The 21,821-nt window shown below is 30.7% G+C and carries 24 protein-coding genes; 15 read left to right on the top strand and 9 right to left on the bottom strand.

The annotated features are described in order from the left end of the window. Positions 1 to 372 precede the first annotated feature (372 nt). From B5X81_RS18355 to B5X81_RS18345, 3 genes are all read left to right on the top strand, one after another. Positions 373 to 1,692 (top strand): replication-associated recombination protein A, encoded by a 1,320-nt coding sequence (locus tag B5X81_RS18355; RefSeq protein ID WP_079493783.1) that lies wholly within the window; start codon positions 373 to 375, stop codon positions 1,690 to 1,692. Between the two features lie 126 nt (positions 1,693 to 1,818). Next, positions 1,819 to 3,249 (top strand): Na+/H+ antiporter NhaC family protein, encoded by a 1,431-nt coding sequence (locus B5X81_RS18350; protein WP_079493782.1) that lies wholly within the window; start codon positions 1,819 to 1,821, stop codon positions 3,247 to 3,249. A gap of 134 nt (positions 3,250 to 3,383) precedes the next feature. Then, entirely contained in the window at positions 3,384 to 4,376 is a 993-nt protein-coding gene (locus tag B5X81_RS18345; protein ID WP_079493780.1) for a D-cysteine desulfhydrase family protein, read from the top strand. A gap of 83 nt (positions 4,377 to 4,459) precedes the next feature. Here the strand turns inward: B5X81_RS18345 and B5X81_RS18340 are convergent, their stop codons facing one another. From B5X81_RS18340 to B5X81_RS18330, 3 genes are all read right to left on the bottom strand, one after another. Beyond that, on the bottom strand, positions 4,460 to 4,690 hold the full coding sequence (locus B5X81_RS18340; protein ID WP_079493778.1) for a hypothetical protein: 231 nt from the start codon (positions 4,688 to 4,690) through the stop codon (positions 4,460 to 4,462). A 127-nt stretch (positions 4,691 to 4,817) separates the two neighbouring features. Beyond that, positions 4,818 to 5,684, bottom strand: coding sequence for a zinc dependent phospholipase C family protein (locus B5X81_RS18335; protein ID WP_079493775.1), 867 nt, complete (start codon positions 5,682 to 5,684; stop codon positions 4,818 to 4,820). Between the two features lie 103 nt (positions 5,685 to 5,787). Next, positions 5,788 to 5,994, bottom strand: coding sequence for a LexA family protein (locus B5X81_RS18330; protein ID WP_079493773.1), 207 nt, complete (start codon positions 5,992 to 5,994; stop codon positions 5,788 to 5,790). Between the two features lie 250 nt (positions 5,995 to 6,244). Here B5X81_RS18330 and B5X81_RS18325 point away from each other — a divergent pair, with 250 nt between their 5' ends. The 3 genes from B5X81_RS18325 to B5X81_RS18315 all read left to right on the top strand — a co-directional run bounded on the left by B5X81_RS18325 (position 6,245) and on the right by B5X81_RS18315 (position 8,270). Next, positions 6,245 to 6,385 carry a Com family DNA-binding transcriptional regulator gene (locus tag B5X81_RS18325; protein WP_170917490.1) on the top strand — a complete coding sequence of 47 codons (141 nt, stop codon included), beginning with the start codon at positions 6,245 to 6,247 and terminating at the stop codon, positions 6,383 to 6,385. A gap of 91 nt (positions 6,386 to 6,476) precedes the next feature. Next, positions 6,477 to 6,956 carry a hypothetical protein gene (locus B5X81_RS18320; RefSeq protein WP_079493768.1) on the top strand — a complete coding sequence of 160 codons (480 nt, stop codon included), beginning with the start codon at positions 6,477 to 6,479 and terminating at the stop codon, positions 6,954 to 6,956. A gap of 177 nt (positions 6,957 to 7,133) precedes the next feature. Then, a complete protein-coding gene (locus B5X81_RS18315) occupies positions 7,134 to 8,270 on the top strand; it encodes a CapA family protein (protein ID WP_244282153.1) in 1,137 nt (378 codons plus the stop codon). 137 nt (positions 8,271 to 8,407) lie between these two features. Here B5X81_RS18315 and B5X81_RS18310 read toward each other — a convergent pair whose 3' ends face one another. After that, positions 8,408 to 9,220, bottom strand: a complete 813-nt coding sequence (locus tag B5X81_RS18310) for an alpha/beta fold hydrolase (protein WP_079493766.1) — start codon at positions 9,218 to 9,220, stop codon at positions 8,408 to 8,410. A 911-nt stretch (positions 9,221 to 10,131) separates the two neighbouring features. Here B5X81_RS18310 and B5X81_RS18305 point away from each other — a divergent pair. The 5 genes from B5X81_RS18305 (at position 10,132) to B5X81_RS18285 (ending at position 13,974) form a co-directional block, all read left to right on the top strand. Beyond that, on the top strand, positions 10,132 to 10,617 hold the full coding sequence (locus B5X81_RS18305) for a zinc ribbon domain-containing protein (protein WP_079493764.1): 486 nt from the start codon (positions 10,132 to 10,134) through the stop codon (positions 10,615 to 10,617). Between the two features lie 13 nt (positions 10,618 to 10,630). Beyond that, the gene (locus tag B5X81_RS18300; protein WP_079493761.1) at positions 10,631 to 11,017 is read left to right on the top strand and encodes a hypothetical protein; all 387 of its coding nucleotides are present in this window, start codon (positions 10,631 to 10,633) and stop codon (positions 11,015 to 11,017) included. A gap of 483 nt (positions 11,018 to 11,500) precedes the next feature. Next, the gene (locus B5X81_RS18295) at positions 11,501 to 12,541 is read left to right on the top strand and encodes a tetratricopeptide repeat protein (protein WP_079493759.1); all 1,041 of its coding nucleotides are present in this window, start codon (positions 11,501 to 11,503) and stop codon (positions 12,539 to 12,541) included. An 18-nt stretch (positions 12,542 to 12,559) separates the two neighbouring features. Next, positions 12,560 to 13,090, top strand: coding sequence for a metalloprotease family protein (locus B5X81_RS18290; RefSeq protein WP_079493756.1), 531 nt, complete (start codon positions 12,560 to 12,562; stop codon positions 13,088 to 13,090). Positions 13,091 to 13,494: 404 nt separating this feature from the next. Continuing rightward, positions 13,495 to 13,974, top strand: a complete 480-nt coding sequence (locus tag B5X81_RS18285) for a PTS sugar transporter subunit IIA (protein ID WP_079493755.1) — start codon at positions 13,495 to 13,497, stop codon at positions 13,972 to 13,974. A gap of 140 nt (positions 13,975 to 14,114) precedes the next feature. Here B5X81_RS18285 and B5X81_RS18280 read toward each other — a convergent pair whose 3' ends face one another. The 5 genes from B5X81_RS18280 to B5X81_RS18260 all read right to left on the bottom strand — a co-directional run bounded on the left by B5X81_RS18280 (position 14,115) and on the right by B5X81_RS18260 (position 18,701). Continuing rightward, positions 14,115 to 14,852 (bottom strand): amino acid ABC transporter ATP-binding protein, encoded by a 738-nt coding sequence (locus tag B5X81_RS18280; protein ID WP_079493753.1) that lies wholly within the window; start codon positions 14,850 to 14,852, stop codon positions 14,115 to 14,117. A gap of 10 nt (positions 14,853 to 14,862) precedes the next feature. Further along, complete coding sequence (locus B5X81_RS18275) at positions 14,863 to 15,528, bottom strand: amino acid ABC transporter permease (RefSeq protein WP_079493752.1); 666 nt, start codon at positions 15,526 to 15,528, stop codon at positions 14,863 to 14,865. Between the two features lie 21 nt (positions 15,529 to 15,549). Continuing rightward, the gene (locus tag B5X81_RS18270; RefSeq protein WP_079493750.1) at positions 15,550 to 16,362 is read right to left on the bottom strand and encodes a transporter substrate-binding domain-containing protein; all 813 of its coding nucleotides are present in this window, start codon (positions 16,360 to 16,362) and stop codon (positions 15,550 to 15,552) included. 859 nt (positions 16,363 to 17,221) lie between these two features. Beyond that, positions 17,222 to 18,043 (bottom strand): TraX family protein, encoded by an 822-nt coding sequence (locus tag B5X81_RS18265; RefSeq protein WP_079493749.1) that lies wholly within the window; start codon positions 18,041 to 18,043, stop codon positions 17,222 to 17,224. 106 nt (positions 18,044 to 18,149) lie between these two features. Continuing rightward, on the bottom strand, positions 18,150 to 18,701 hold the full coding sequence (locus tag B5X81_RS18260) for a hypothetical protein (RefSeq protein ID WP_139380390.1): 552 nt from the start codon (positions 18,699 to 18,701) through the stop codon (positions 18,150 to 18,152). Between the two features lie 741 nt (positions 18,702 to 19,442). Here B5X81_RS18260 and B5X81_RS18255 point away from each other — a divergent pair. From B5X81_RS18255 to B5X81_RS18240, 4 genes are read left to right on the top strand one after another with little or no spacing between them, the layout of a single operon-like run. Next, positions 19,443 to 19,886 (top strand): phage tail terminator family protein, encoded by a 444-nt coding sequence (locus B5X81_RS18255; protein WP_079493746.1) that lies wholly within the window; start codon positions 19,443 to 19,445, stop codon positions 19,884 to 19,886. Continuing rightward, a complete protein-coding gene (locus B5X81_RS18250) occupies positions 19,886 to 20,944 on the top strand; it encodes a phage tail sheath C-terminal domain-containing protein (protein WP_079493743.1) in 1,059 nt (352 codons plus the stop codon). The genes B5X81_RS18255 and B5X81_RS18250 overlap by 1 nt, the downstream gene beginning before the upstream one ends. A 13-nt stretch (positions 20,945 to 20,957) precedes the next feature. Then, on the top strand, positions 20,958 to 21,404 hold the full coding sequence (locus B5X81_RS18245) for a phage tail tube protein (protein WP_079493742.1): 447 nt from the start codon (positions 20,958 to 20,960) through the stop codon (positions 21,402 to 21,404). Between the two features lie 11 nt (positions 21,405 to 21,415). Beyond that, entirely contained in the window at positions 21,416 to 21,814 is a 399-nt protein-coding gene (locus B5X81_RS18240; RefSeq protein ID WP_079493741.1) for a phage tail assembly chaperone, read from the top strand. Positions 21,815 to 21,821: the final 7 nt, after the last annotated feature.

Below are 21,821 nucleotides of genomic sequence, written 5' to 3'. Positions count from 1 at the left end.
TACAAATATAAACATATTATTCATTATCAGTATGTTTCGTGAAATAATTTCAAATTCCTTCATTTTTTGTAAAAATTAATCTGATTGCAATATATAGATTCTATAGATATAGCCAACTCTAAAGCATTACAAATTAAAGTCTTTATTTAAATCCCTATATAAAATACTTTTTTATAAAACATTTATGAAAAAATTTGATACAATAAGATAAATAAAATAAATTTAGTAATAGAGCAAATTGCATAATTACTTCTTCAAAAAACTAACTCCGACATATTGTTTTGAAATCTCCAAAGCTACACCATATATATTATGCAATTTTGCCAAATTGGAATTATGCAATTTCCTCAATAAATAAAAAAGGTGATTATAATGGACTTATTTGAATTGCAAAGAAAAGAGCAGCTTAAAAAGGATTCTCCCCTTGCTCAACGTTTAAAACCAGATAGACTAGAGGAATATGTGGGACAAGAACATATCCTGGCTCCGGGAAAGCTTCTTTGGAGGGCAATCAAGGCCGACAGGATTACTTCGATAATACTATATGGACCTCCTGGGACTGGGAAGACTAGCCTTGCAAGGGTTATAGCAAATACCACTGAGGCCAATTTCGTAAAGCTTAATGCAGTTACCTCGGGGATAAAGGATTTAAAAGAAGTAATAAAGGAAGCAAAGGATCAGCTTGGGATGTATAATAAAAAGACTATACTCTTTTTAGATGAAATACATAGGTTTAATAAGGCTCAGCAGGATGGATTATTACCTAGTGTAGAAGATGGTACCCTCATACTCATTGGTGCCACAACTGAAAATCCCTTTTTCCAGGTTAATAATGCCTTGATTTCAAGGTCTATGCTATTTAAACTGGAGCCCTTAAGAGAAGAACATATAAAGAAGATAATTGAAAGAGCCATAGAAGATGAGGATAAGGGCCTTGGTTTATATAATATAAATCTACATAATGAGGCAAAGGAATTCCTTGCTCAGAGAGCCGGTGGAGATGCAAGGAGAGCATTAAATACATTAGAACTTGGGGCTTTAACAACAGAGAAAGATGAAAATGGAAATATAGATATAAGTATAGATATTATAAAGGAATGTATGCAGAAAAAATCAATTAACTATGATAAGGATGGAGATTATCATTATGATGTGGTTTCAGCATTTATTAAAAGCATGAGAGGCTCTGATCCCGATGCTGCATTACATTATCTTGCAAGGATGCTTTACTCCGGAGAAGACCCTGTATTTATTGCAAGAAGAATACTCATAGCAGCATCAGAGGATGTAGGAAATGCAAATCCCCATGCCCTGGTAGTTGCCAATAATGCCGCTCAGGCAGTTCAGTTTATCGGTATGCCCGAGGCTAGGATAATACTTGCACAGGCAGCAACCTATGTAGCCGTATCACCAAAGAGCAATGGAAGTTATGTAGGGATAAATAAAGCCCTTAGCGATATAAAAAATAAAGATATAGGTGGAGTGCCAATACATTTAAGAGACCAAAGCTATAAAGGGGCAAAAAAATTAAAGCATGGCTTAGGGTATTTGTATCCCCATGATTATCCTAATAATTATGTAGATCAGCAGTATATGCCCGATAAGCTAAAGGGAACTATCTATTATGAAATAAGTGACAATGGTCAGGAAAAAAAGATAAAGGAAAGAATGAAGAGGTTAAAGAAGAGATAATTAGAATAAGGATTAATAAGAATTAGAAAAGCTGTTGAGGAATATTTATAATAGTGAATAAAATAAAAAGGAGGGTAGGATAAAGGCTATTTTTCGTGAATAATTAAATATAAAGGGGAGGAATTTATGGAATATGGTATTTTAACAATAATACCACCGATAATTGCAATTGTACTTGCGATTCGATCAAAGCAGGTTTTTATTTCTCTGTTTGCAGGAATCTTTGTGGCAGAGCTGATTATGGTTAAATGGAATATAATTGGGGCATTAAATAATTCTTTAAATGGAATAGTCAATATTTTTACAGAGGGATGGATAACAAAAACTATAATCTTTTCGTTTCTAGTAGGTGCAATTATAACTTTAATTCAAGCCTCAGGTGGGGTTGCCGGATTTATTGAGTATCTAACTGAAAAAACCCAGACTATAAAAAGCAGAAGAGGAGCTATGCTTCTAGCTTATATAATAGGAGTAATAATATTTATAGAATCTTCTATAACAATACTGGTTTCAGGGGTTGTAGCAAGACCCTTAACAGATAGATATAAAATTTCAAGGGAAAAGCTTGCCTATATATGTGATTCTACGGCGGCTCCAATTTGTGGATTGATTCCTCTGAATGGATGGGGAGCTACAATTATTGGAATACTTGGAGTTCAAATAAGCTCGGGGGTCATTTCAGGAAATCCTGTAGAAATTTTAGTGAAAAGTATTCCCTTTCAATTTTATTCATTTGTGGCAGTGTTGACAGTTCTATATTATATCATAACGGGAAAAGACTGGGGACCTATGAAGAAGGCTGAAGAAAGAGCCCTGAAGACTGGAGAGGTTCTAAGACCGGGCTCAACTCCTCTGGTTTCAACTGAAGCCACTGAAGTTGAAGTAAAAGAAGGTGTAAAGCCTGATAAATGGAATATGCTTTTGCCTCTTATTGTTCTTATTGGTATGATGCCTATAGGATTGTATATTACTGGAGAAGGGAGCATGATGCAGGGTTCAGGTTCTACAGCGGTATTTTGGGCAGTATTGGCTTCTTTGGCCTTTTCAGGAATATACTATATGGTCAAAGGAATAATGAATCTACAGGAATATATGGATTATTTATATAAAGGTGTCGGTGGAATGGTGCCAGTTGCTTCTATTTTGATATTTGCCTTTGCAATAGGGAATTCAATTTCTGCATTGGGAACGGGAGAGTATCTAGCCAGTCTTGTTCAGGGAAGAGTTAGTGGAGCATTGGGGCCTGGAATAATTTTTATTCTTGGATCTATTATTGCTTTTTCAACGGGAACTAGCTGGGGAACCTTTGCCATACTCATGCCTATAGCTATGCAAATGGCTGTTGCTATGGATGCAAGTATATATGCAAGTGTGGCAGCGGTAGTATCCGGGGGGATAATGGGAGATCACTGTTCTCCAATATCCGATACAACTATTATGGCATCTATGGCCTCGGCTTCAGACCATATTGACCATGTGAAAACCCAGATACCCTATGCCATGGTATCAGGAGTTATAGCCTTTGTATTATACGTTATTATAGGTTTCATTGCATAAGAAATACTATTACCTTATTTTTCTTAATATATCTTCTGTTTTGAGAGTCTACTTTCATTTCTTTACATTCTCAGCCAGTAAAGAATGTTATATTATATATAGCAATAAAAAATAGTTATTAAGGGGGAGTTTAAATGGTAAATATTCCTGGCAGAATTGAACTGGCCAATTTACCTACTAAGATTGAAAAACTTGAAAGATTAACGGAAGAATTAGGTGGGCCTAATATATTTATAAAAAGAGATGACCAAACGGGCTCAGAGATTTCAGGAAATAAGATTAGAAAGCTAGAGTTTTCAGTAAAAGAAGCCTTAGATCAAGGTTGTAATCTCCTCATTACCTGTGGAGGAATTCAATCTAATCATGCAAGGGCCACTGCTGCTGTTGTAGCAAAATTAGGCTTAGCTTCATGCCTAGTTCTTAGAAGTGATAAGGAAGAAGAAAAGATAGATGGCAACTATTTTCTGGATAAAGTATTGGGAGCAAAAATCAAATTTATAACTTCCAGAGAATATAAAGAAAGTAGAATGGAAATTATGGAAGATTTAAAGGAGCAGTTATCTAAAGAAGGCTATAAGCCATATATTATTCCAGAAGGAGCTTCCAATGGAATAGGAACCTTTGGATATTTTAATGCTATGAAGGAAATTGCCCAGCAAGAAAAGGAAATGGGAATTAAATTTGATGCTGTAGTTATAGCTACTGGATCAGGAGGAACATATGGAGGATTATTTTTAGCGAATAAGATTATGAACCATGGAGCAAAAATTTATGGTGTAAATGTATGTGATGACGAAGAATACTTTAAAAATCAAATTGATAAAGTAATAAGAGAAAGTCTTGAATATATTGATGAAGATGTGGAATTGTCAAAAGACGAAATTAATATTTTAGATGGATATGTAGGTAAAGGATATGCCTTGAGTCGTCCTGAAGAAATAGAATTTATTCATAAGCTGGCTAAGCTAGAAGGTGTTATTTTAGATCCTGTTTATACTGGCAAGGGTATGTATGGATTGATAAATGAGATTAAAAAAGGAAGATTTAAAGATAATAATAATATACTATTCATACATACTGGTGGATTGTACGGATTGTTTCCTAAAAAAGATTTATTTTCTTTTTAATTAAGAGATTGCTTTATAAAAAAGACCTATGAACAAGGTGGAGGCTTGATCATAGGTCTTTTTTTAATGTGAAATTGATTGCTTTAGCTTTTGTTTCCCCTTAGCTTAATAATCATATTAACAATATAGGGAAAAGCAATAGAAAATATCAAAAGCCCGATAGAAATATAAATAAGGTCTTTATTATTATCAATAGGGCACACACCCGGTGGTAGATCTTTATTTTTTAAATAGGTACTTCCCAAGGCATAGATACCTAGAGATACAGCAGCAATAAATATTGTATTTTCAATTATTTTTAGTTTTTTATACATAATATACCCCCAAAATAGTTACTGTGAAATTTATATTCAGTTTTAATGTTAATTATCCATAGATGTATAGTATTTATATGATAGTATTTATAGAAGCATAAGTCAATAAAAGAATATGTAAAGCTAACTAAAAATTAGGTTTTCCAGAAAATGAAATATCATCAAAAGCATTTTCCACAGGGCTTTTTCCTATATTTTCCTTAAAGTAGGAGCTAATCAATTCTATAAGCTTAACTCCTTCATTAACCCCTTTTAATAATATATTTTCAAATTCTAAAAATTCTTCCTTAGTCAAAACTTCATTGTGGACATTAGTAGGATAAAGACATATGGAAATATCTATTGGCATAATGAGATTAAGCATATTAAGGCAGAATCTTTTATATTTCTTAGGAGAATAAAAGATGTCGAATACCCTTTTATAGTCTCTATAAGAATCATTAACTGTAGCTGTCTTTATAGGAATATTGAAAATTTTAGGCACTATATTTTTATAATAATCTACTATAGATGAAGGAAGCTTTTCACCTATATTTATCTTAGATGATGGAGATAAAAGATGGACTCTTTTATTCCAGTATTTTTTTATAAAATATGTATCCAGATTCATTTCAAAGAGCTTATGTTCATTAAAGTTCTTTGTTCTTGCATTGATAAAAGGGTGTTCATTTTTATCTATTGCATAATGAATTGTAAAGCCTAAAAAATAGCTTGCTAATTTATTAAAACCCTCTCTATTTTGCATTTCCCTCAGATAATCAATACTTTCTAGAAATAAAGTCTTTGTATGATTTTGGTGCATCATTGTTCCTATTTTAGGACCACGTTTATTTTTAATCCAGGGCAGGAAATCATTATAGAAAAACAGATCAGGGCCCTGACAACCCAGATTAAAGATTTTTCTGTTTTCTTCAAGGAGCTTTTTCAAGTCACAATTCTTTAAACTTTTTAGAACCAATTCCCCGGCAAGAGTATGAATCCAAAAATCAGGCATACCATCGTCTCCTTACAAATATTAGAAGTTTATATATGGATTATATTCCAAAAACAAGGTTATTACAAGGAAATATATACAGAAGTTGAGCATTTTAATATTACTACAACAACTTTATAGACCTTGATTTTCTTTTTCCAATTTCAATATACCCAGCTTTTTCAAGAACCTTTAAATGACCGTGAACAGTACTTGTAGACTTATAATTACACATATCTTTAAGCTCTCTAACCGTTGGAGAATATCCATTATCTGTATGATATTCCTTTATAGCTTTATATAAATTAACATGACAATCATTTAACTTCAAAACACCACTTCCTTATTTTGTATCAATTTATAAATTATACATAAATTATACACGAACAAATGTTCTATATCAAGGTGTAAATTTATTTAAATATCTAGTACAATATATATATACAATATTAATATACCTTTTATATTGTATATATAACTGGTGTTCCTTAAAGTCATATTGGGGTGATGTAAAGAATTTTATTGAGCTAAAATTTTACTTAAGAGTATGAGAAATTAACAGCTTAATGGGGGAAAGACTTATGACGAAGGTTAGATGTGAAAAATGTGGAAGATTACTTTGCGAGGTAGACAGCAAGGTAAGAATCAAATGTAGAAAATGTGGACATATAAATTACATAGAAGTAAAAGAAGCGGACCAAGCGTCCCAGAGCAAAAAATAATTTGCTCTGGGATTTTTTTATAGGGAAGCAATTGAAGATTGATATTGTTTCACTATATTTATGACAAAATTAAACAAATGAGGTGAAATAAATGATTAAAGCTAAAAAAGAATATTATAAAATGGCCGAAGAATGCTTAAAGAGCTATAATCTGGTTGTTGCTCATGTTGAAGAATTAAAAAGAGAATTAAAAGAAATTGATATGGAGGATGGGATAAAAGCAATAAATTATTTATCGAGTAAAACTAGTCCAACAAATAAAATAGAAAAAGTGGTGGAAGACACTGCAATAAGTAATATAACAAGAAAGGATTTAGTTTTAAAGCAAATAGAATTGTATGAATATAAGATAAGCAAAATAGAAGAAGCCATTAATTCTCTAGAGGAAAAGGAGCAGAAAATAATAGAATCTAAATATATACAGGGGAATCAATGGTATATAGTGGCCCATGAAGAAAACTACAGCGAAAAATGGTGTAAAAAAATAAGAAATACAGCTATAAATAAGCTGACATTAGTTCTATATGGAAAGGAAGCCCTTATAGAAAGCAAGTTTTTAGAGGCAATATAATTTAACTCTTTGTACTAGTAAATTAAGTTTTTGTCTTAAAATAAAACTAAAGATTACTGTAGACAATATATCTAAAATGCTATAATATAAAATGGACATTAAACAGCATAACTACCATATATATACTATAGGTAGTTATGCTTATTATATTAGCTAAAGCTAGAGAAGGTGATCCTAATGAAAGACTTTCTAAAAATATTTGTAATTTTCTTTATCTTCTTTGTTTTTGTATTTGCAGGGGCGCTATTAGCAATATTTTATGATGGTAAAGAATTCCATGACCCTATAGTCTTAGACGAAAATATGGAATATGAGAAGAACAATGAAAATATAGAAGATATAAAAAAGGATGAGAACATAGAAAATATAGAAGAGAATGTAGATGAAAAGGAAAAAGACAATACCATAAAAATTTCCTTTGCAGGAGACTGCACTTTAGGTAATTATGATGGTTCAGCCTATGCATATTCCTTTCTCCATGTTTTAGAGGAGCAGAGCAATGACTATGCATACTTCTTTAAAAAAGTCAGACCAGTTTTTCAAAATGATGATTTGACATTGGTAAATTTAGAAACTCCCCTTACTAATAGTACTGAAAAGGATGATAAGGAATTTGCCTTTAAAGGAGATCCGTCCTTTGTAAATATTTTGAAGGCTGGTAGTATTGAGATGGTTAATATATCTAACAATCACATATATGATTATTCCCAAAAAGGGTTTTTAGATACAATAGAGAACCTGAAAAAATCAGATATATATTATTCTGGTGAAGGTCATATAGCATATTACAATGTAAAGGATATGACAATTGCAAGCATAGGCTATCGTGGATGGGGAACTTATATTAAGACCCACCTTAAAAAAGATATAAAAGAAGCTAAAGAAAAGGCTGATATAGTTTTAGTTTCCTTCCACTGGGGAGATGAAAATAAATATTATCCAAATGATGTTCAAAAAACCCTAGGAAGATTTGCAATTGATGAAGGTGCCGATGTTGTAGTAGGCCATCATCCCCATGTGATACAGGGAATAGAAAAGTACAAGGACAAATACATAGTATATAGTCTGGCTAATTTTTGCTTTGGAGGCAATAGAAATCCAAAGGACAAGGATACCTTTATTTTTCAAGCTGAGTTTGCTATAGATAATAAAAAGATTACAAATATACAGGGAAATATAATTCCCTGCTCTGTATCTTCAGTTAAACATGTTAATAACTATCAGCCTGTTATTTTAGAAGGAGAAGAAAAGGAAAGGGTTCTGAATAGGATATATTACTATAGTAGTGGGTTAGAGTATGGGATATCTAGGTAAATAAACTTTCTTCCCTTTTTATATTTGAGATTTATTAAATCTTAAAGTTGTTTATCTTTAATATACTTTAGTATTAAATGAGGAAATTGCATAATTAACATGTATTATGCAATTTCCTCATTTATTCAAATAAAAACCTATTTTAGAAATTTCAAAAGCTCTTCATTAAACATTTCTGGTTTTTCTAAATGAAGACAATGACCACATACTGGGAAAGGTAAAACCTTTGAGTTTGGTATTTTTTTTCCCATGTATTCACTATTTTCTGGAGAATATAGGGCACTTTCTGCACCATAGGTTATAAGAACAGGTACAGAAATCTTTGGTAAAAGGTCCAAATAGTTTTCATAACTCATAGAGATCCACATTCTAACCATAATATTTTCAGAATTTTTTAAGGCTTCTTTAAATGCCCAATCTAATAATTCTTTATCTTTACACCCTGATGTAGCAAATATAGCAGGAATAAATCCTTTGCAAAATTCAGACCAAGATTTATTCATAATATCCAATGTTTCATGGTTTAATCCTTGACTAAAGTCACCATAAAGACCATAGGTCCAAGATTCATCGGTTATCAATTTAGGGGTCATATCGATAAAACATAATTTACTAAGGTTGTCACAACCAAATTGTTTTATATATTCAAAGATTATGGTTGTTCCCATGGACCATCCCACAAGGGAAACATCCTTAAGGGAAAGGTGTGTAATTAAATCCTTTAAATCTTCAGCATATCTTGGAATATTAATACCAAACTCAGGAACTTCAGATATACCATGTCCTCTCAAATCATAAGCAATAACCCTATAATATTTAGCTAATTCAGCAATTTGAAACTTAAAAAACCTATGGCTGCATGACCATCCGTGTATAAGTATTAAAGGCTTACCTTCTCCATGTTCCTCATAATAAAGTTTTACATTATCGCTGGTTAAAAAGTATGACAATTTTCTTCCCCCTTTGTAAAATTTAGTATTGGATTACAAATAAAAATCTATTGATGTAATTATAGTATAATACTTTATGCTTTTAACAATAGATTTCTATAAACTATATTTTCAGTTTCTTTACCTTGACCATATTTTTGTCTTATACAAAAGATAATTGCAAGGCTTGTGCCAAATTATAAAATATAATTACTTTTTAAAAATCTTTTGGACATTGATAATTTATAGAGGGAATATTATTCCAATAAATTTTACTAGAACCCTTTATATCAGTAGTTTGACAAGATCACTTATTTCTAAATTGATTTGTAATTTTTTATAAATCAATTATTAAGATTAGAATATTTACTTAATAATTAATACTATCTTTTTTTATACTTATAGAATTATAAAAAATATTGTAAACTTATTAAACATTTTTCCCCTAATTATTAATAATCCCTTGAAACATTAATTTTCTTAACTCTTCTCAATGATGCATCTTATCATTAAAGGATTTTATATAAATAATTTACATGGAACAATGAATACAAAGTTTACATGTATATTTTATTTACATTAAATAACCGTTGATAACCATGGGAACATTTTTCAACATAAGTTTGAAAAAGTATATACTTCAGGATATATTGTAATTACTCATATAGGATGATATATTTTATATTAAAGATAGAAAAATTGCTATATAAAATAAAAAGATCATATAGGGTGAATTTAGTTGAAAATGTAGTCTAAAAAATATTCGACAAAACTAGTCAAAGGGTTTTTAAAAATTTCATATAACTTCTATAGGGGATGAATAAATGAAATAATTAGTAAATAAATTAAAATTTTACAAATTTCAATATCAACTTAGTTAAAAGCTATTAATTCTTTATCATCTAAAAAATATTGAGGAGAGGGGATATTTTATGAAATTATTTAAGGATATTAAAAAGGGAGCAGCGGAAGCCAGTGAAAAAGCAAAGTTAATGATTGAAATCAATAAATTTAAAATTCAAATTTCCCAAAACCAGAAAGAAATTGATGAAGAGTTTAGAAAAATTGGTGAGACTGTATTTGAACTATTCAAGGAGGGAAATACTGAGGAATTGCCAGAAGGCATTATTGAATCATGCAATGCTTGTTTATCTAAACAAGAAAAAAATAAGGAATTGGAACTTGAAATTAGAAAACTAAAAAATGAAAAAAACTGTCCTAAGTGTGGCAATACAGTAAAGTTAGATGTAAAATATTGTCCTTCCTGCGGCAATAAGCTTGAAGTAATTGAAGAAGAAAATAATTTAGAATCCCAAGAAAAGCCATCGGAAATTACAGTAAAGTGTAATAAATGCCAGACGGAAAATGAAGAAAATGCAAAATTTTGCTGTAATTGTGGTGAGTCAATAGATAAATAGAGGAGGAAAATTCATGGAGCAATTTGATAATGTTCTAGAAGAATTAAGAATATGGTTAATGTCTTTTTCGGTAATCAATAAGCTTATGCCATATAGACTATATATTATGCTTGGAGCCTTAGGTTGTTCTTTATTGTATGAATTGATATTTCTATTTGATTATTTTTCAATTTTCAATATCCTAAGTACAATTGGTTACTATGGATTTTTCTTAGGTTTTTTTATGGTGTTAATATCTAAGGATATAAAATGGGCCCCCTATGGTTTGTTTTGCAAGGTCTTTATTTTGCTATTTCCATTTACAAGCTTTTACTTATCAACAATAATAGGTGCAGCTGTTTATATTTTTTTAGGATATCATTTGCTAAAATATACTGCTTTAAAAGCTAAAACCTCTTAATAAAAAATAAAAATGCTCAAAATATAACAACATATGCTTAAATTGTAACAAAAAGGTAAAAAGGCATTTAATAATGCTTTTTTACCTTTTTAAATAAATGAGCAAATTTAATAATTACCTTTTTTCAAAAATCCAACTACTGCATATTGTTTTAAAATGTCTAAAGCTACACCATATGTATTACACATCTCAGCCAAAAAATTAGAGTTATGCAATTTCCTCAATTAAATTAAGATAATATTAACATATGTAGTCTGTCCAAGTTAGAACTATGGAATTTCCTCAGGTATTAACAAAACCTTTCTATATTAGTTAATTAGTCCCGTATTTCCAAGTGAAAAAATAGTTAAATAGTATTATATTTCATGATTCAAATAGAGCTTTAAACAAGCTTATTGTAATTTATTAGAGCTTAGTATAAAATATAGCATTGGTTGATAATATAGACAAAAAATGGATAGACATTGAAGGAGAGGATTAAAGTTGAACCAAGAAGCAAGTAATTCCAATGGCACAGCCTATGATAGAAATGTGTGCCAGAATTGTGGGGTATCTGTTGTAGAAAAGGAGTATGATTATCCCCTGTGCGAAGAATGTAGACACAAATTAGTAAAAAGACCTTTTCCTATTGGAATAAAAATCTTTTTTATTCTTATTGTTGGGATTGTAATTTTTTCTTTAATAAGGTTTCCCCATACCCTAAAGGGAGGAATAGCCTATGAAAGAGGTAAAAGAGCCGAAGCTGAAAGAAAATATATAACAGCTATGGAGCAATATGAAATAGCCTACAAAAACTATCCCGACTCACAAGACCTTATAGGAAAATTAATTATTTCAAAATATAGAAATGGAAAAATAGCAGAACTATATGATTTGTTTGATAAAATTTATGACATAGACATAAAAAATGAAGATTTATATGAAGAATTAAGCAAAATCAATGATGAACTATTATTATATTATCCCAGTGAAAAATTAATTGAAGTTTTAAATAAAAGTAAAGATAATGATCTTGAAGCAGTGAAACAAATGTTAACGGAATATATGACAGAAAATCCTGAGGACATAGCTGCAAAATATTATTTGGCCGATATATTTTACGAATTAGGACAATTTAATGAAAGTAAAACAATGATTAATTATTTAAGACAAATATATCCAGATAGTGTATCCCTCGATTTATATATGGCAGCCATCGAAAGAGATCAAGGAAATTATGACAATGCACTTACTTATTGTAAATATGCTTTAAATAAAAATATAGAAAATCCATTGGCATATAATGCTATGTCTATGATTGAGCTCAATCAATCTAATTATGAGAAAGCCCTTGAATATGTTGAAAAGGCTTATGAGCTAGATGAAGAAGATATCAATGTACTTGATACAATGGTAATAGTGTATCACTATAATGGAATAGAAGAGAAAAGAGACTGGGCATTAGAAAAAATTAAGCAGCATCCTAAGCATCAAGATAGTCAATTGCAGTTTTTAAATGAACTAATCAGTGGAGAAATTCAGTAGAGATAGGGGAGATAAAAAATGATTATACCTGGTCAATTGATTACAATTGCAACTTTTCCCGGGGTTATTATACATGAAGTTGCCCATCAGTTATTTTGCAGGCTGGCCAATGTAGCAGTATTAGATGTATGTTATTTTAGAGTAGGTAATCCATCGGGATATGTTATACATGAAAAACCAAGAAAGATATCTCAACATATTTTGATTGGAATTGGACCATTTATCCTAAATACATTGATTGGTGCCCTCATAGCAATGTCAGCCTCCTTTCCAGTATTTAGATTTCATACTGGTGGTCCATTAGATTATATATTTATATGGCTTGGAGTATCTATAGCTATGCATTCATTTCCAAGTACAGGTGATGCAAAAAGTATTTGGGAAGCCATTAAAAGTAAAGAAACTAATATTTTTGCTAAAATTATTGGAACTCCTATAGTAGGACTTATATATCTGGGGGCATTGGGCTCTGTCGCTTGGTTGGACCTTTTTTATGCAATGGCAGTTGCTTTGCTTATACCAAATCTAATTATTAACTTGTTAATTTAATTATTTAGTTTCATCACTTAAAATGAGTATATGATAATGTATAATATATTGACTTTTAAAGAAACATATAGTAAAATCAACTTAAATATAATGATTCAAATATCGTATTAGCGTGTGACCAAGGAGGGCAAGAGCTGAAGGAATTTCTTCCAGCTCTTTTTTGTTCCGAATAATTTTCAATTTTCAGACAACATTAATAGCAGTCTATATGTGTAGGGATTTAAGTAAAGACTTTAGCTTATACATGTCTAAAACCCCCGAGAGATATCAGATATTTTGATATGTATAAATTAAGTTTTGCTATGGGAAATCTATACATATATATTTCTCTCTGGAATTTATCATGTTTTGGAGTTCGTTATCCATAAGACTAACTAAAATTAGAATTTATTGGAGGTATAAAGATGCTAGGATTTTTTAAAAAGAAAAAAAAGCTTGTATTAAAATCACCTGTTGTAGGGAAAAGTATTGATATTACAGAAGTACCCGATGAAGTTTTTTCAACAAAAATGGTTGGAGACGGAATTGCACTAATTCCTAGTGAAGGGAAATTATATTCTCCCGTTGATGGAAAAATAGTTAATGTATTTCCAACTAAGCATGCTATTGGTATGGAAACCCAAGGGGGAATAGAAATATTAATCCATATAGGAATAGATACCGTAGGCATGAAAGGAGAAGGTTTTACTTCTCATATAGAGGAAAATCAAAAAGTTAATGCTGGGGATCTTCTTATGACCTTTGATATAGATCTCATAGAAGAAAAAGCTCAGTCTTCTATTATTCCAGTGGTTATAACTAATATGGAAAAAGTGAAGTCTATGCAGTGCTATAAAGAAGAAGTGGATATAAACTCTACAATTATGGAAGTGGAAATTAGTTAATATTTCTAGAATATGAATAAGATTGTAAATAGTATATTAAAAAAGGGTGTAAACAGTTGTATATTCAAATATGACTGTTTATACCCTTAATAATTTTGAAAGAATACTGTGATTTCTAATGATTCCATATTTTTATAGACCTAACTCACCCTAAATCTTTTAAGGAATTTACTAGTTTCATATTTTTGTGGATTTCTAAATAGCTCCTTAGGTTTTCCGCTTTCGCATATTTTTCCATCAGTCATAAATATAATTTTATCGGCCACTTCCCTTGCAAAGTTCATTTCGTGGGTTACTATCATCATTGTCATATGTTTTTTAGCAAGCTGTTTAATAAGGTCAAGGACTTCACCAACTAATTCCGGATCAAGGGCTGAAGTGGGCTCATCGAAAAGGATTACCTTTGGATTCAATGCCATAGCTCTACCTATTGCAACTCTTTGCTGCTGTCCACCAGAAAGAGTTGATGGGTAATTATTCCATTTATCTTCTAGGCCTACTTGCTTGAGGACTTCCATACCTGTTTTTTTAGCTTCATCTATATCTATTTTTTTTACTACAATAAGAGACTCTGTTATATTTTGTAAAACTGTTTTATTTTTAAACAAGTTAAAGCTTTGAAAGACCATTGCAGTAGATTTTCTCATTTTCAATATATCGCTATTTGAGGCATTTTTAACGTTTATTTTTAAATCGTCTATTTCAATATTTCCTTCATCGGCCTTTTCTAAAAAGTTTATACATCTCAGTAATGTTGATTTACCCGTTCCAGAAGGACCTATTATAGCTACAACTTCTCCTTGTTTTACTTCAATATCTATACCCTTTAAGACTTCTAAATCTCCAAATTTTTTATGTATATTTTCTAATTTAATCATTATACCACCTTTAACTGTGACTAAGTCTTTCTTCTAATTTTTTTTGTAAATATGTTAGTGCACTTGTTATTATCCAATATATAATAAGTATATCAAAATATGCTTCTAAATACTTATAGCTTGAAGTTGCTTCTAGCTGTGCCGAAGCAGTTATTTCTACCACACCTATAGTGAATGCCAAAGATGAATTTTTAATTAAATTTATAAAGGTGTTAGATAAAGCAGGAATAGCTACTTTAAACGCTTGTGGAAGAATAATTCTTCTCATAGCTTGAAAATATGTCATTCCCACCGATAGAGAAGCTTCCATTTGTCCTTTGTCAATAGCTAAAATAGCTCCTCTTATAGATTCAGACATATATGCAGATGAGTTAAGGCTCATGACAATACATGCTGCTCCAAAGGAAGAGAGGCTTGCCATGCTAGTAAAAACATGGGCAAGACCAAAATAAACTAAAAATAATTGCACCAATAATGGTGTTCCCCTAAAAAAAGAAACATAAGTTTTTAATATTCTATAAATAATAGGGATCTTTGCATCTATTATGAGTGAAATAATAAATGCAAGTGTTAAACCAAAGAGCATGGATAACAGGGATAAAGAAAGAGTTACTTTTACATATTTAAGAATCACTGGTAAGATATGTAGTGCAAATTCTACATCAAAAAAATCCATAGTGTCACCACCGTATATTATTTATTCTTGTGGTTTAACTGTGGTATCTAGTTCAAACCATTTCTGAGAAAGTTCTGTTAAGGTTCCATCTTCACGCATTTCCTTGATTGTGTCAGTTATTTCTTGTGTTAAAGCTTTATTTTTTTCACTTTTTAAGAATGGATAGGCATTAATTTCATAAAAAGGTCTAGCACCTATCATTCTTAAATCCATATTTGCCTGTTTTATAGTTGATAGTGTTTTAATTTCACCTTGCCAGCTTGCATCTATTCTTCCTAATTCAACCTCTTTTTCAATGGGAGCACCATCATATGTTTCGATTTTTAAGTTTAGATTATTTTTTTCATTAAGCTCTCTTAAAGACTTTTCTCCATTTCCACCAAGCCAACATCCAACTTTTTTACCCTCTAAATCTTCCAAAGTTTTAAATTCGCTATTTGTTTTTACTGCAAAATCATAATAACTATATGCATATGGCTCGGTAAAGTCATATTTTTCTAATCTTTCTTTTGTAATTGACATTTGATGGGCTATTGTATCGATTTTCTTAGCGTCCAACATACCAACTAAACCACTAAATTTAGCTAGTTTAAACTCTAAATTATATCCATTTCTTTTAGCTATTTCATTCCATACATCTACTTCAAAGCCTTGTACTACGTCATCTTTTTTAAATGCCCATGGATAGTATGAAGCGGAAGTTCCAACAATAATGGTTCTTTTTTCATCTGACTTTTTTGCTGCTGATTGATTTTGACATCCGCTAAATATCATTGATGCTACTAAGACCATAATTAATATAGTTAATAAACTATTTTTAAATTTCATTATCATTTCCTCCTTAAATTTCATTACAGTTTAACATAGCTAGCACATGCAAAGCTTAGGCGTAGAAAATTTTTCCATAAAATTTTAATAGATTATATATGGCTTTACGGTTACTTTTTTCATAATATTATAAAAGGGGGGATACACTGGTATTTGTATTACTATTTTGTCATTTGGTTTTGTAAATGTTCTAACTATTCTACTTAAGCTATATATAACGGTATACCCTAATACTATCCATTTTTCAGATTGACTGCATGTCTCCTTGTGGTTTTCTACGCCATTCTTATTATATATACATTGACAAACCTTTACCAATTGAAATTTTTTATGATTTTAATTCTTCTATAAGTTACTATAATAGTTATTAAATGAGGAAATTGCATAACTCTAATTTGGCTGGGTTGCATATGCGAATATTATCCTTAAGTTAATTATTTAGAATTAAATATATTTCGGTGGTATGGCTTTGAAGATTTCAAAACTATATGTAGTAGATAATCTTTTGGGAAGGTAATTATGCAATTTGCTCAAATAATAGCATTAATAATTTTTATCGCTTTTGTTCTCTTTTAACCCCTAGGGATGTGTTAATAAATGAACATTTTTTTAAAATGGAATAAAAAAAGAAAGAGTAAAATAAAATGCCAGGAAGGGCATGATAAAAGGTAAGAGAAATATCAAGAATTACAGGTATTAGTGTTTATGTAATTCATAAAGCAAGTGGACGGCAGCCTAACATTAGAATCGTCCCAATGTTTGTCAAATAGAAAATAGACCAGTAATATATGATATAAAATTCTGATCTATAATCTGAATGGTTTTATAATAATATTAATCGAAAAAAATTTAATAAAACATTCTTTTAAAAATTCAATTGTTGTCCAATAAACATTAGTAAAAAAACATGGAGTGGATAATAGATATAGAAAAAATATTTAAAAGACTTTCCTTTTTCACCATTATACAAAAACATGAATGGAAGAAAAAGAATCATCCAAAATTGATTAGAATTGAAAAAATTCATAAACATCCAAATTCCCACTCTACTAATTATGTGTCCCCCTATTGCAGCAAAGCATGAAAAAATAATCAATGTAATTCCTTGCCACTTTCTATTTTTAATAAAATACCAGCAAATACCCATTATTACAAAAATAGGCGAATATGGCACTGTTAAAACATTTGGAAATATAATAGTTAATAGCTCCTCATATTGTGAAAACAAAATCAATAGTATAACTGGTAATACGACAATTCCAACTCCTAATAAAGAATAAGAAAGAACTGTTCTTTTTTTATTTTCCTTTATAGCTTCAATGATATTTTCTATCAGCCAAATAAACAATACAGTGTATACAAAAGTAGAAAGAATACTAAATTGATCATGAATTCCAAACCATTTCTTGCCTTTAGTAGTTAAGAGTAAAGTTGTTAAACAAATTGATACATGAGCAATATACAAGCGAAATGCATATTTCAACTTATTTCTAGTATTGTGGAAACTATTTATAATTACATATAAAAAAAGTGGAGCAGCAACACGTCCTATTATTCTAATTTTATTATAACCAATTGAAAGATTAAATGTGTATGCTGCAATATGGTCAAATGTCATAAAAAGGAGGCCTAAAATTTTTAACTGAAAGCTATTAATCGCTCTTTTTGAACTAATCTCACTTTTCATATTAAACTCCAATCATAAAAGATAATACTACTGCCTATTAGGAAAACAGGCAGTAGTTCTAAATAATTATTTTTAAATATTATTATATATATGGTCAATTATGCTATTATTCAAATGTTCCTGTTACTGAATAAGAATTACCAAGAGGGTTGGAGTTAAATCTAAAATAATACTTTCCATCTTTTGATTCCCCATCAAGGTCTGACTCTTTAATTTCTACACTTTTACTTTCACCTGCATCAATAGTCCATGTGCTAACAACTGTTTGGAAAATCCATCCTTTATGAACTAAATCAACTGTAATTCTGTTGGATGAACCTGCTGTGAAATCAAAAGTTCTTCCAACTACGCCTGTAAAATAGTAATTTGTGTATAATGTTGCTGAGTTTGAACTACCATTAACTGAATAGGCACCTTCAGACCAATCCCACTCTGATGATGGTTCTTCAGTAGTTCTTGTACTTAAACCCTTTTTAAAAACAAATTTGTCATATCCATTAATGTCATTTCGATAATTTACTTGTGGTATTTTTTCATCATAACTTTCAACATCTGAGTCATTGAAAGCAAATATTTTGCTACTATTCACCTTTACTGATGATTCATTTGCAAATGCACTTATACTTATAGCCATTATCATAGCTACTACTAAAACCATTGAAACTATTTTTTTAGATTTTAACATTCTATATTCCTCCTATAAATTTATTTTTATAATCTGATATAGTTCATGATTATTTTTATCTAAACTATTATGTACAAAGTTAGATATTTTTTGTTTTTATGGTATAATTAAATTACTAATAGTTTGTCATTTTCTATTGAAAAACATATTTAGGTTTTTTAATAGAAAGTGATTTTTTCATTTGGAGGTCTTATTTTATTCAATGCTAAATCTCTCCTTTCTTAATTAATTATTATGAATTATATCATATCAAATATAATTTATTTGTCATAATATGACAAAAATGTAATTTGTAACATATCTTTAATTTTACTGAATTGTATGATGATTTAGTAATCTACTCATGGGATTATACTTATGTTAGAGAACTGCAAAAATAGACCAGTACGTTTTGTACCAGTCTATCTAGTCTCATACTATTATTTTTTCTAAATTTTACTATGCAGTTTCCTTAAAAAAATATGACTTAATATTTTTAACCTCCGATTTACTTCCCGTTTTGTTCCTTTTTTTTACTATATAACTGTGGTAATATTGTATTGTAAAGTTATATAACTTGCACATGAATATTCATAAATTGAACAAATTGTTTAAGAAGCTTCTCAAACTAGGCGCTTAGTTTTAAATTTAGCTAATTATAGAAGCATTCAATTGAATACTAAGATATATGAAAAGCACTCGATAATCGGGTGCTTTTTATATTGGAAGGAAGTGGTGAAAGTTAAGCTGGTAGAAATAAAGGATACAATTATTCAAAAGCTGACAAATGGCTTTTTGAGCTACAACATCTATGGTGAAAAAGATGAATCAGGATTTTCAAAGCCTGCTTTATTAGTCAAGGTATATCCTACTTCTATGTCCATGGAAAATAAATACCATAGAAGAAAATCTATCAATGTAGAAATAAGCTTCTATTCCTTAAAGGGAACGAATCAAGAGGAGCTTGAATGTGCAGATAAAATCTATGAAATATTTGATTCAGTTATGATTGTGAACAATAGAAAGCTTACAGTGGGGATTATTCAAACCATGATAATAGATGGAATTTTAACATTCTGCTTTAACATTGATTTCACAGACAGCATAGATGAAACAGAGGCATATGATTATGAAGATTATCAGTTAATGGAAGAATTACAAATGAAGGAGGAATTTTAATGGGATTACCAGAGATACTTATAAACTTTAAAACACAGGGAACAACTGCTATTGACCGTAGTGCAAGGGGTATTGTGGCATTGATTTTAAAGGACGATACAAAGGATTTTGACACAAAGCTATACAAATCAGTACAGGAAGTGGACTCTGAAGACTGGACAGAAGAAAACAAGGACTATATTGAAAAAACCTTTATGGGAACACCTAGAGAGGTGATCGTAGAGAGAATAGCAAAGGCCGACACCGATTACTCAAAGGCTTTAGCTAGACTAAAAAATAAGAAGTGGAACTATCTAGCAGTCCCAGGAATTGAAGAAGGAAATACAGAAAATATTGTATCTTGGATTAAAACAGAGAGAGATACAAACAAGAAGACATACAAGGCTGTACTTCCAAATGCTGCCGGGGATCATGAAGGAATTATTAACTTTACAACAGAGAGTATAAAGGTTAAAGATAAAATTTATAGTGCAGGCCAGTATACCGGTAGAATAGCAGGTATATTAGCAGGGCTCCCCTTTACAAGAAGTGCTACCTATTACCAATTAAGTGAAGTAGAAGCTGTAACCGCATCTACAGACCCCGATGCTGATATAGATGGTGGTAAATTGATCCTCGTAAATGATGGAACAAAAATCAAAATAGGTAGAGGTGTTAACTCCCTTACTAGTCTAGATGGAGCAAAGGGAGAAGAATTTAAGAAGATCAAGATTGTAGATGCAGTAGATTTAATGAGGGATGATATTAGAAATACCTTTGATGGCTCCTATGTTGGTAAAATCACCAACTCCTATGACCACAAGGTATTATTTTTATCTGCTGTGAATGCATATTTTGAAGAGTTAGAAAGATTAGAAGTATTAGATAGTGCCTATGACAACAAGGCCCAAATAGATATACAGACACAAAGAACATATCTATTGTCTAGGGGCGTAGACGTAGATTCATTAAAGCCCCAGGAAATTAAGGAATACAACACTGGAAGCAAAGTGTTTGCAACTGCTAAGGTGAAGTTTTTAGACGCTATGGAAGATTTACAAATGGAAATATATATGTAGGAGGTAGAGAAATATGGTAAATAAAATATCTGGAAATAGAGTGGTAAACGGTACATGGGGAGAAATCTGGCTTGATGGAGATAAAATCAGTGAATTAACAGGACTTGAAGCCAAGATTACCCTAAAAAAAGAAGATGTAAATATGTGTGGTGTACTGGCCAAGGATACAAAGGTAACTGGCTGGGAAGGAAAGGGAACCCTAAAAATCCATAAGGTAAATTCAAGAATGATGATAAAGCTTGGAGAAAGCATCAAAAAGGGTAAGGACGTAAGATTTACTGTCCTTGCCAAATTGGCCGATCCCGATACGGTAGATGCCCAGGCTGAAAGAATAGTATTAAAGGATGTAAGCTTTGACGATTTAACACTGATGAACTTTGAAACAAAGGCATTGGGAAAGGTAGAATGCCCCTTTACATTTACAGACTATGATTTTATGGATTTAATTCAACCGGAATAGGAGGAATATAAATGAGTACATTAGATTTGCTCCTTCAGCTAGATGAAAGCAAGCTTAAAAAGCCTTCAAAGGAAGTTGAAATGAAGAGATTATCAGGGCTGACAGGAGAAAAGGTGATTTTCAAGGTGGAGGCATTATCCCCGGATAAAATGGAAGAAATCCAGGAAATGTCCATGGATGAAGATATGGACAATATAAATATTTCTGAGCTTCAGCTCATGACGATTTTAGAAGGAGTTAAAGATCCAAAGTTTAAATCCAAGGAGCTAATGGATAAATTCAAGGTATATACTCCAAAGGATTTAATTAGAAAAATACTCCTTCCCGGTGAAATAATAACCCTATACAACATAATAGGAGACTTAAGCGGATTTGATGGAGGAGCCGTTGAAGAAATAAAAAACTCATAAGAACAGA

The organism is Maledivibacter halophilus (assembly GCF_900167445.1).
GTDB lineage: Bacteria > Bacillota > Clostridia > Peptostreptococcales > Caminicellaceae > Maledivibacter > Maledivibacter halophilus.
Note: the sequence above shows the minus strand (reverse complement) of the source record. Positions and strands in the feature narration are given on the sequence as shown.

Excerpts from the sequence above, each read along its gene's own strand:
- B5X81_RS18355 (WP_079493783.1), top strand. The coding sequence starts at position 373 with ATGGACTTATTTGAATTGCAAAGAAAAGAGCAGCTTAAAAAGGATTCT.
- B5X81_RS18350 (WP_079493782.1), top strand. The coding sequence starts at position 1,819 with ATGGAATATGGTATTTTAACAATAATACCACCGATAATTGCAATTGTA.
- B5X81_RS18345 (WP_079493780.1), top strand. The coding sequence starts at position 3,384 with ATGGTAAATATTCCTGGCAGAATTGAACTGGCCAATTTACCTACTAAG.
- B5X81_RS18340 (WP_079493778.1), bottom strand. The coding sequence starts at position 4,690 with ATGTATAAAAAACTAAAAATAATTGAAAATACAATATTTATTGCTGCT.
- B5X81_RS18335 (WP_079493775.1), bottom strand. The coding sequence starts at position 5,684 with ATGCCTGATTTTTGGATTCATACTCTTGCCGGGGAATTGGTTCTAAAA.
- B5X81_RS18325 (WP_170917490.1), top strand. The coding sequence starts at position 6,245 with ATGACGAAGGTTAGATGTGAAAAATGTGGAAGATTACTTTGCGAGGTA.
- B5X81_RS18320 (WP_079493768.1), top strand. The coding sequence starts at position 6,477 with ATGATTAAAGCTAAAAAAGAATATTATAAAATGGCCGAAGAATGCTTA.
- B5X81_RS18315 (WP_244282153.1), top strand. The coding sequence starts at position 7,134 with ATGAAAGACTTTCTAAAAATATTTGTAATTTTCTTTATCTTCTTTGTT.
- B5X81_RS18305 (WP_079493764.1), top strand. The coding sequence starts at position 10,132 with ATGAAATTATTTAAGGATATTAAAAAGGGAGCAGCGGAAGCCAGTGAA.
- B5X81_RS18300 (WP_079493761.1), top strand. The coding sequence starts at position 10,631 with ATGGAGCAATTTGATAATGTTCTAGAAGAATTAAGAATATGGTTAATG.
- B5X81_RS18290 (WP_079493756.1), top strand. The coding sequence starts at position 12,560 with ATGATTATACCTGGTCAATTGATTACAATTGCAACTTTTCCCGGGGTT.
- B5X81_RS18285 (WP_079493755.1), top strand. The coding sequence starts at position 13,495 with ATGCTAGGATTTTTTAAAAAGAAAAAAAAGCTTGTATTAAAATCACCT.
- B5X81_RS18280 (WP_079493753.1), bottom strand. The coding sequence starts at position 14,852 with ATGATTAAATTAGAAAATATACATAAAAAATTTGGAGATTTAGAAGTC.
- B5X81_RS18275 (WP_079493752.1), bottom strand. The coding sequence starts at position 15,528 with ATGGATTTTTTTGATGTAGAATTTGCACTACATATCTTACCAGTGATT.
- B5X81_RS18270 (WP_079493750.1), bottom strand. The coding sequence starts at position 16,362 with ATGATAATGAAATTTAAAAATAGTTTATTAACTATATTAATTATGGTC.
- B5X81_RS18265 (WP_079493749.1), bottom strand. The coding sequence starts at position 18,043 with ATGAAAAGTGAGATTAGTTCAAAAAGAGCGATTAATAGCTTTCAGTTA.
- B5X81_RS18260 (WP_139380390.1), bottom strand. The coding sequence starts at position 18,701 with ATGGTTTTAGTAGTAGCTATGATAATGGCTATAAGTATAAGTGCATTT.
- B5X81_RS18250 (WP_079493743.1), top strand. The coding sequence starts at position 19,886 with ATGGGATTACCAGAGATACTTATAAACTTTAAAACACAGGGAACAACT.
- B5X81_RS18245 (WP_079493742.1), top strand. The coding sequence starts at position 20,958 with ATGGTAAATAAAATATCTGGAAATAGAGTGGTAAACGGTACATGGGGA.
- B5X81_RS18240 (WP_079493741.1), top strand. The coding sequence starts at position 21,416 with ATGAGTACATTAGATTTGCTCCTTCAGCTAGATGAAAGCAAGCTTAAA.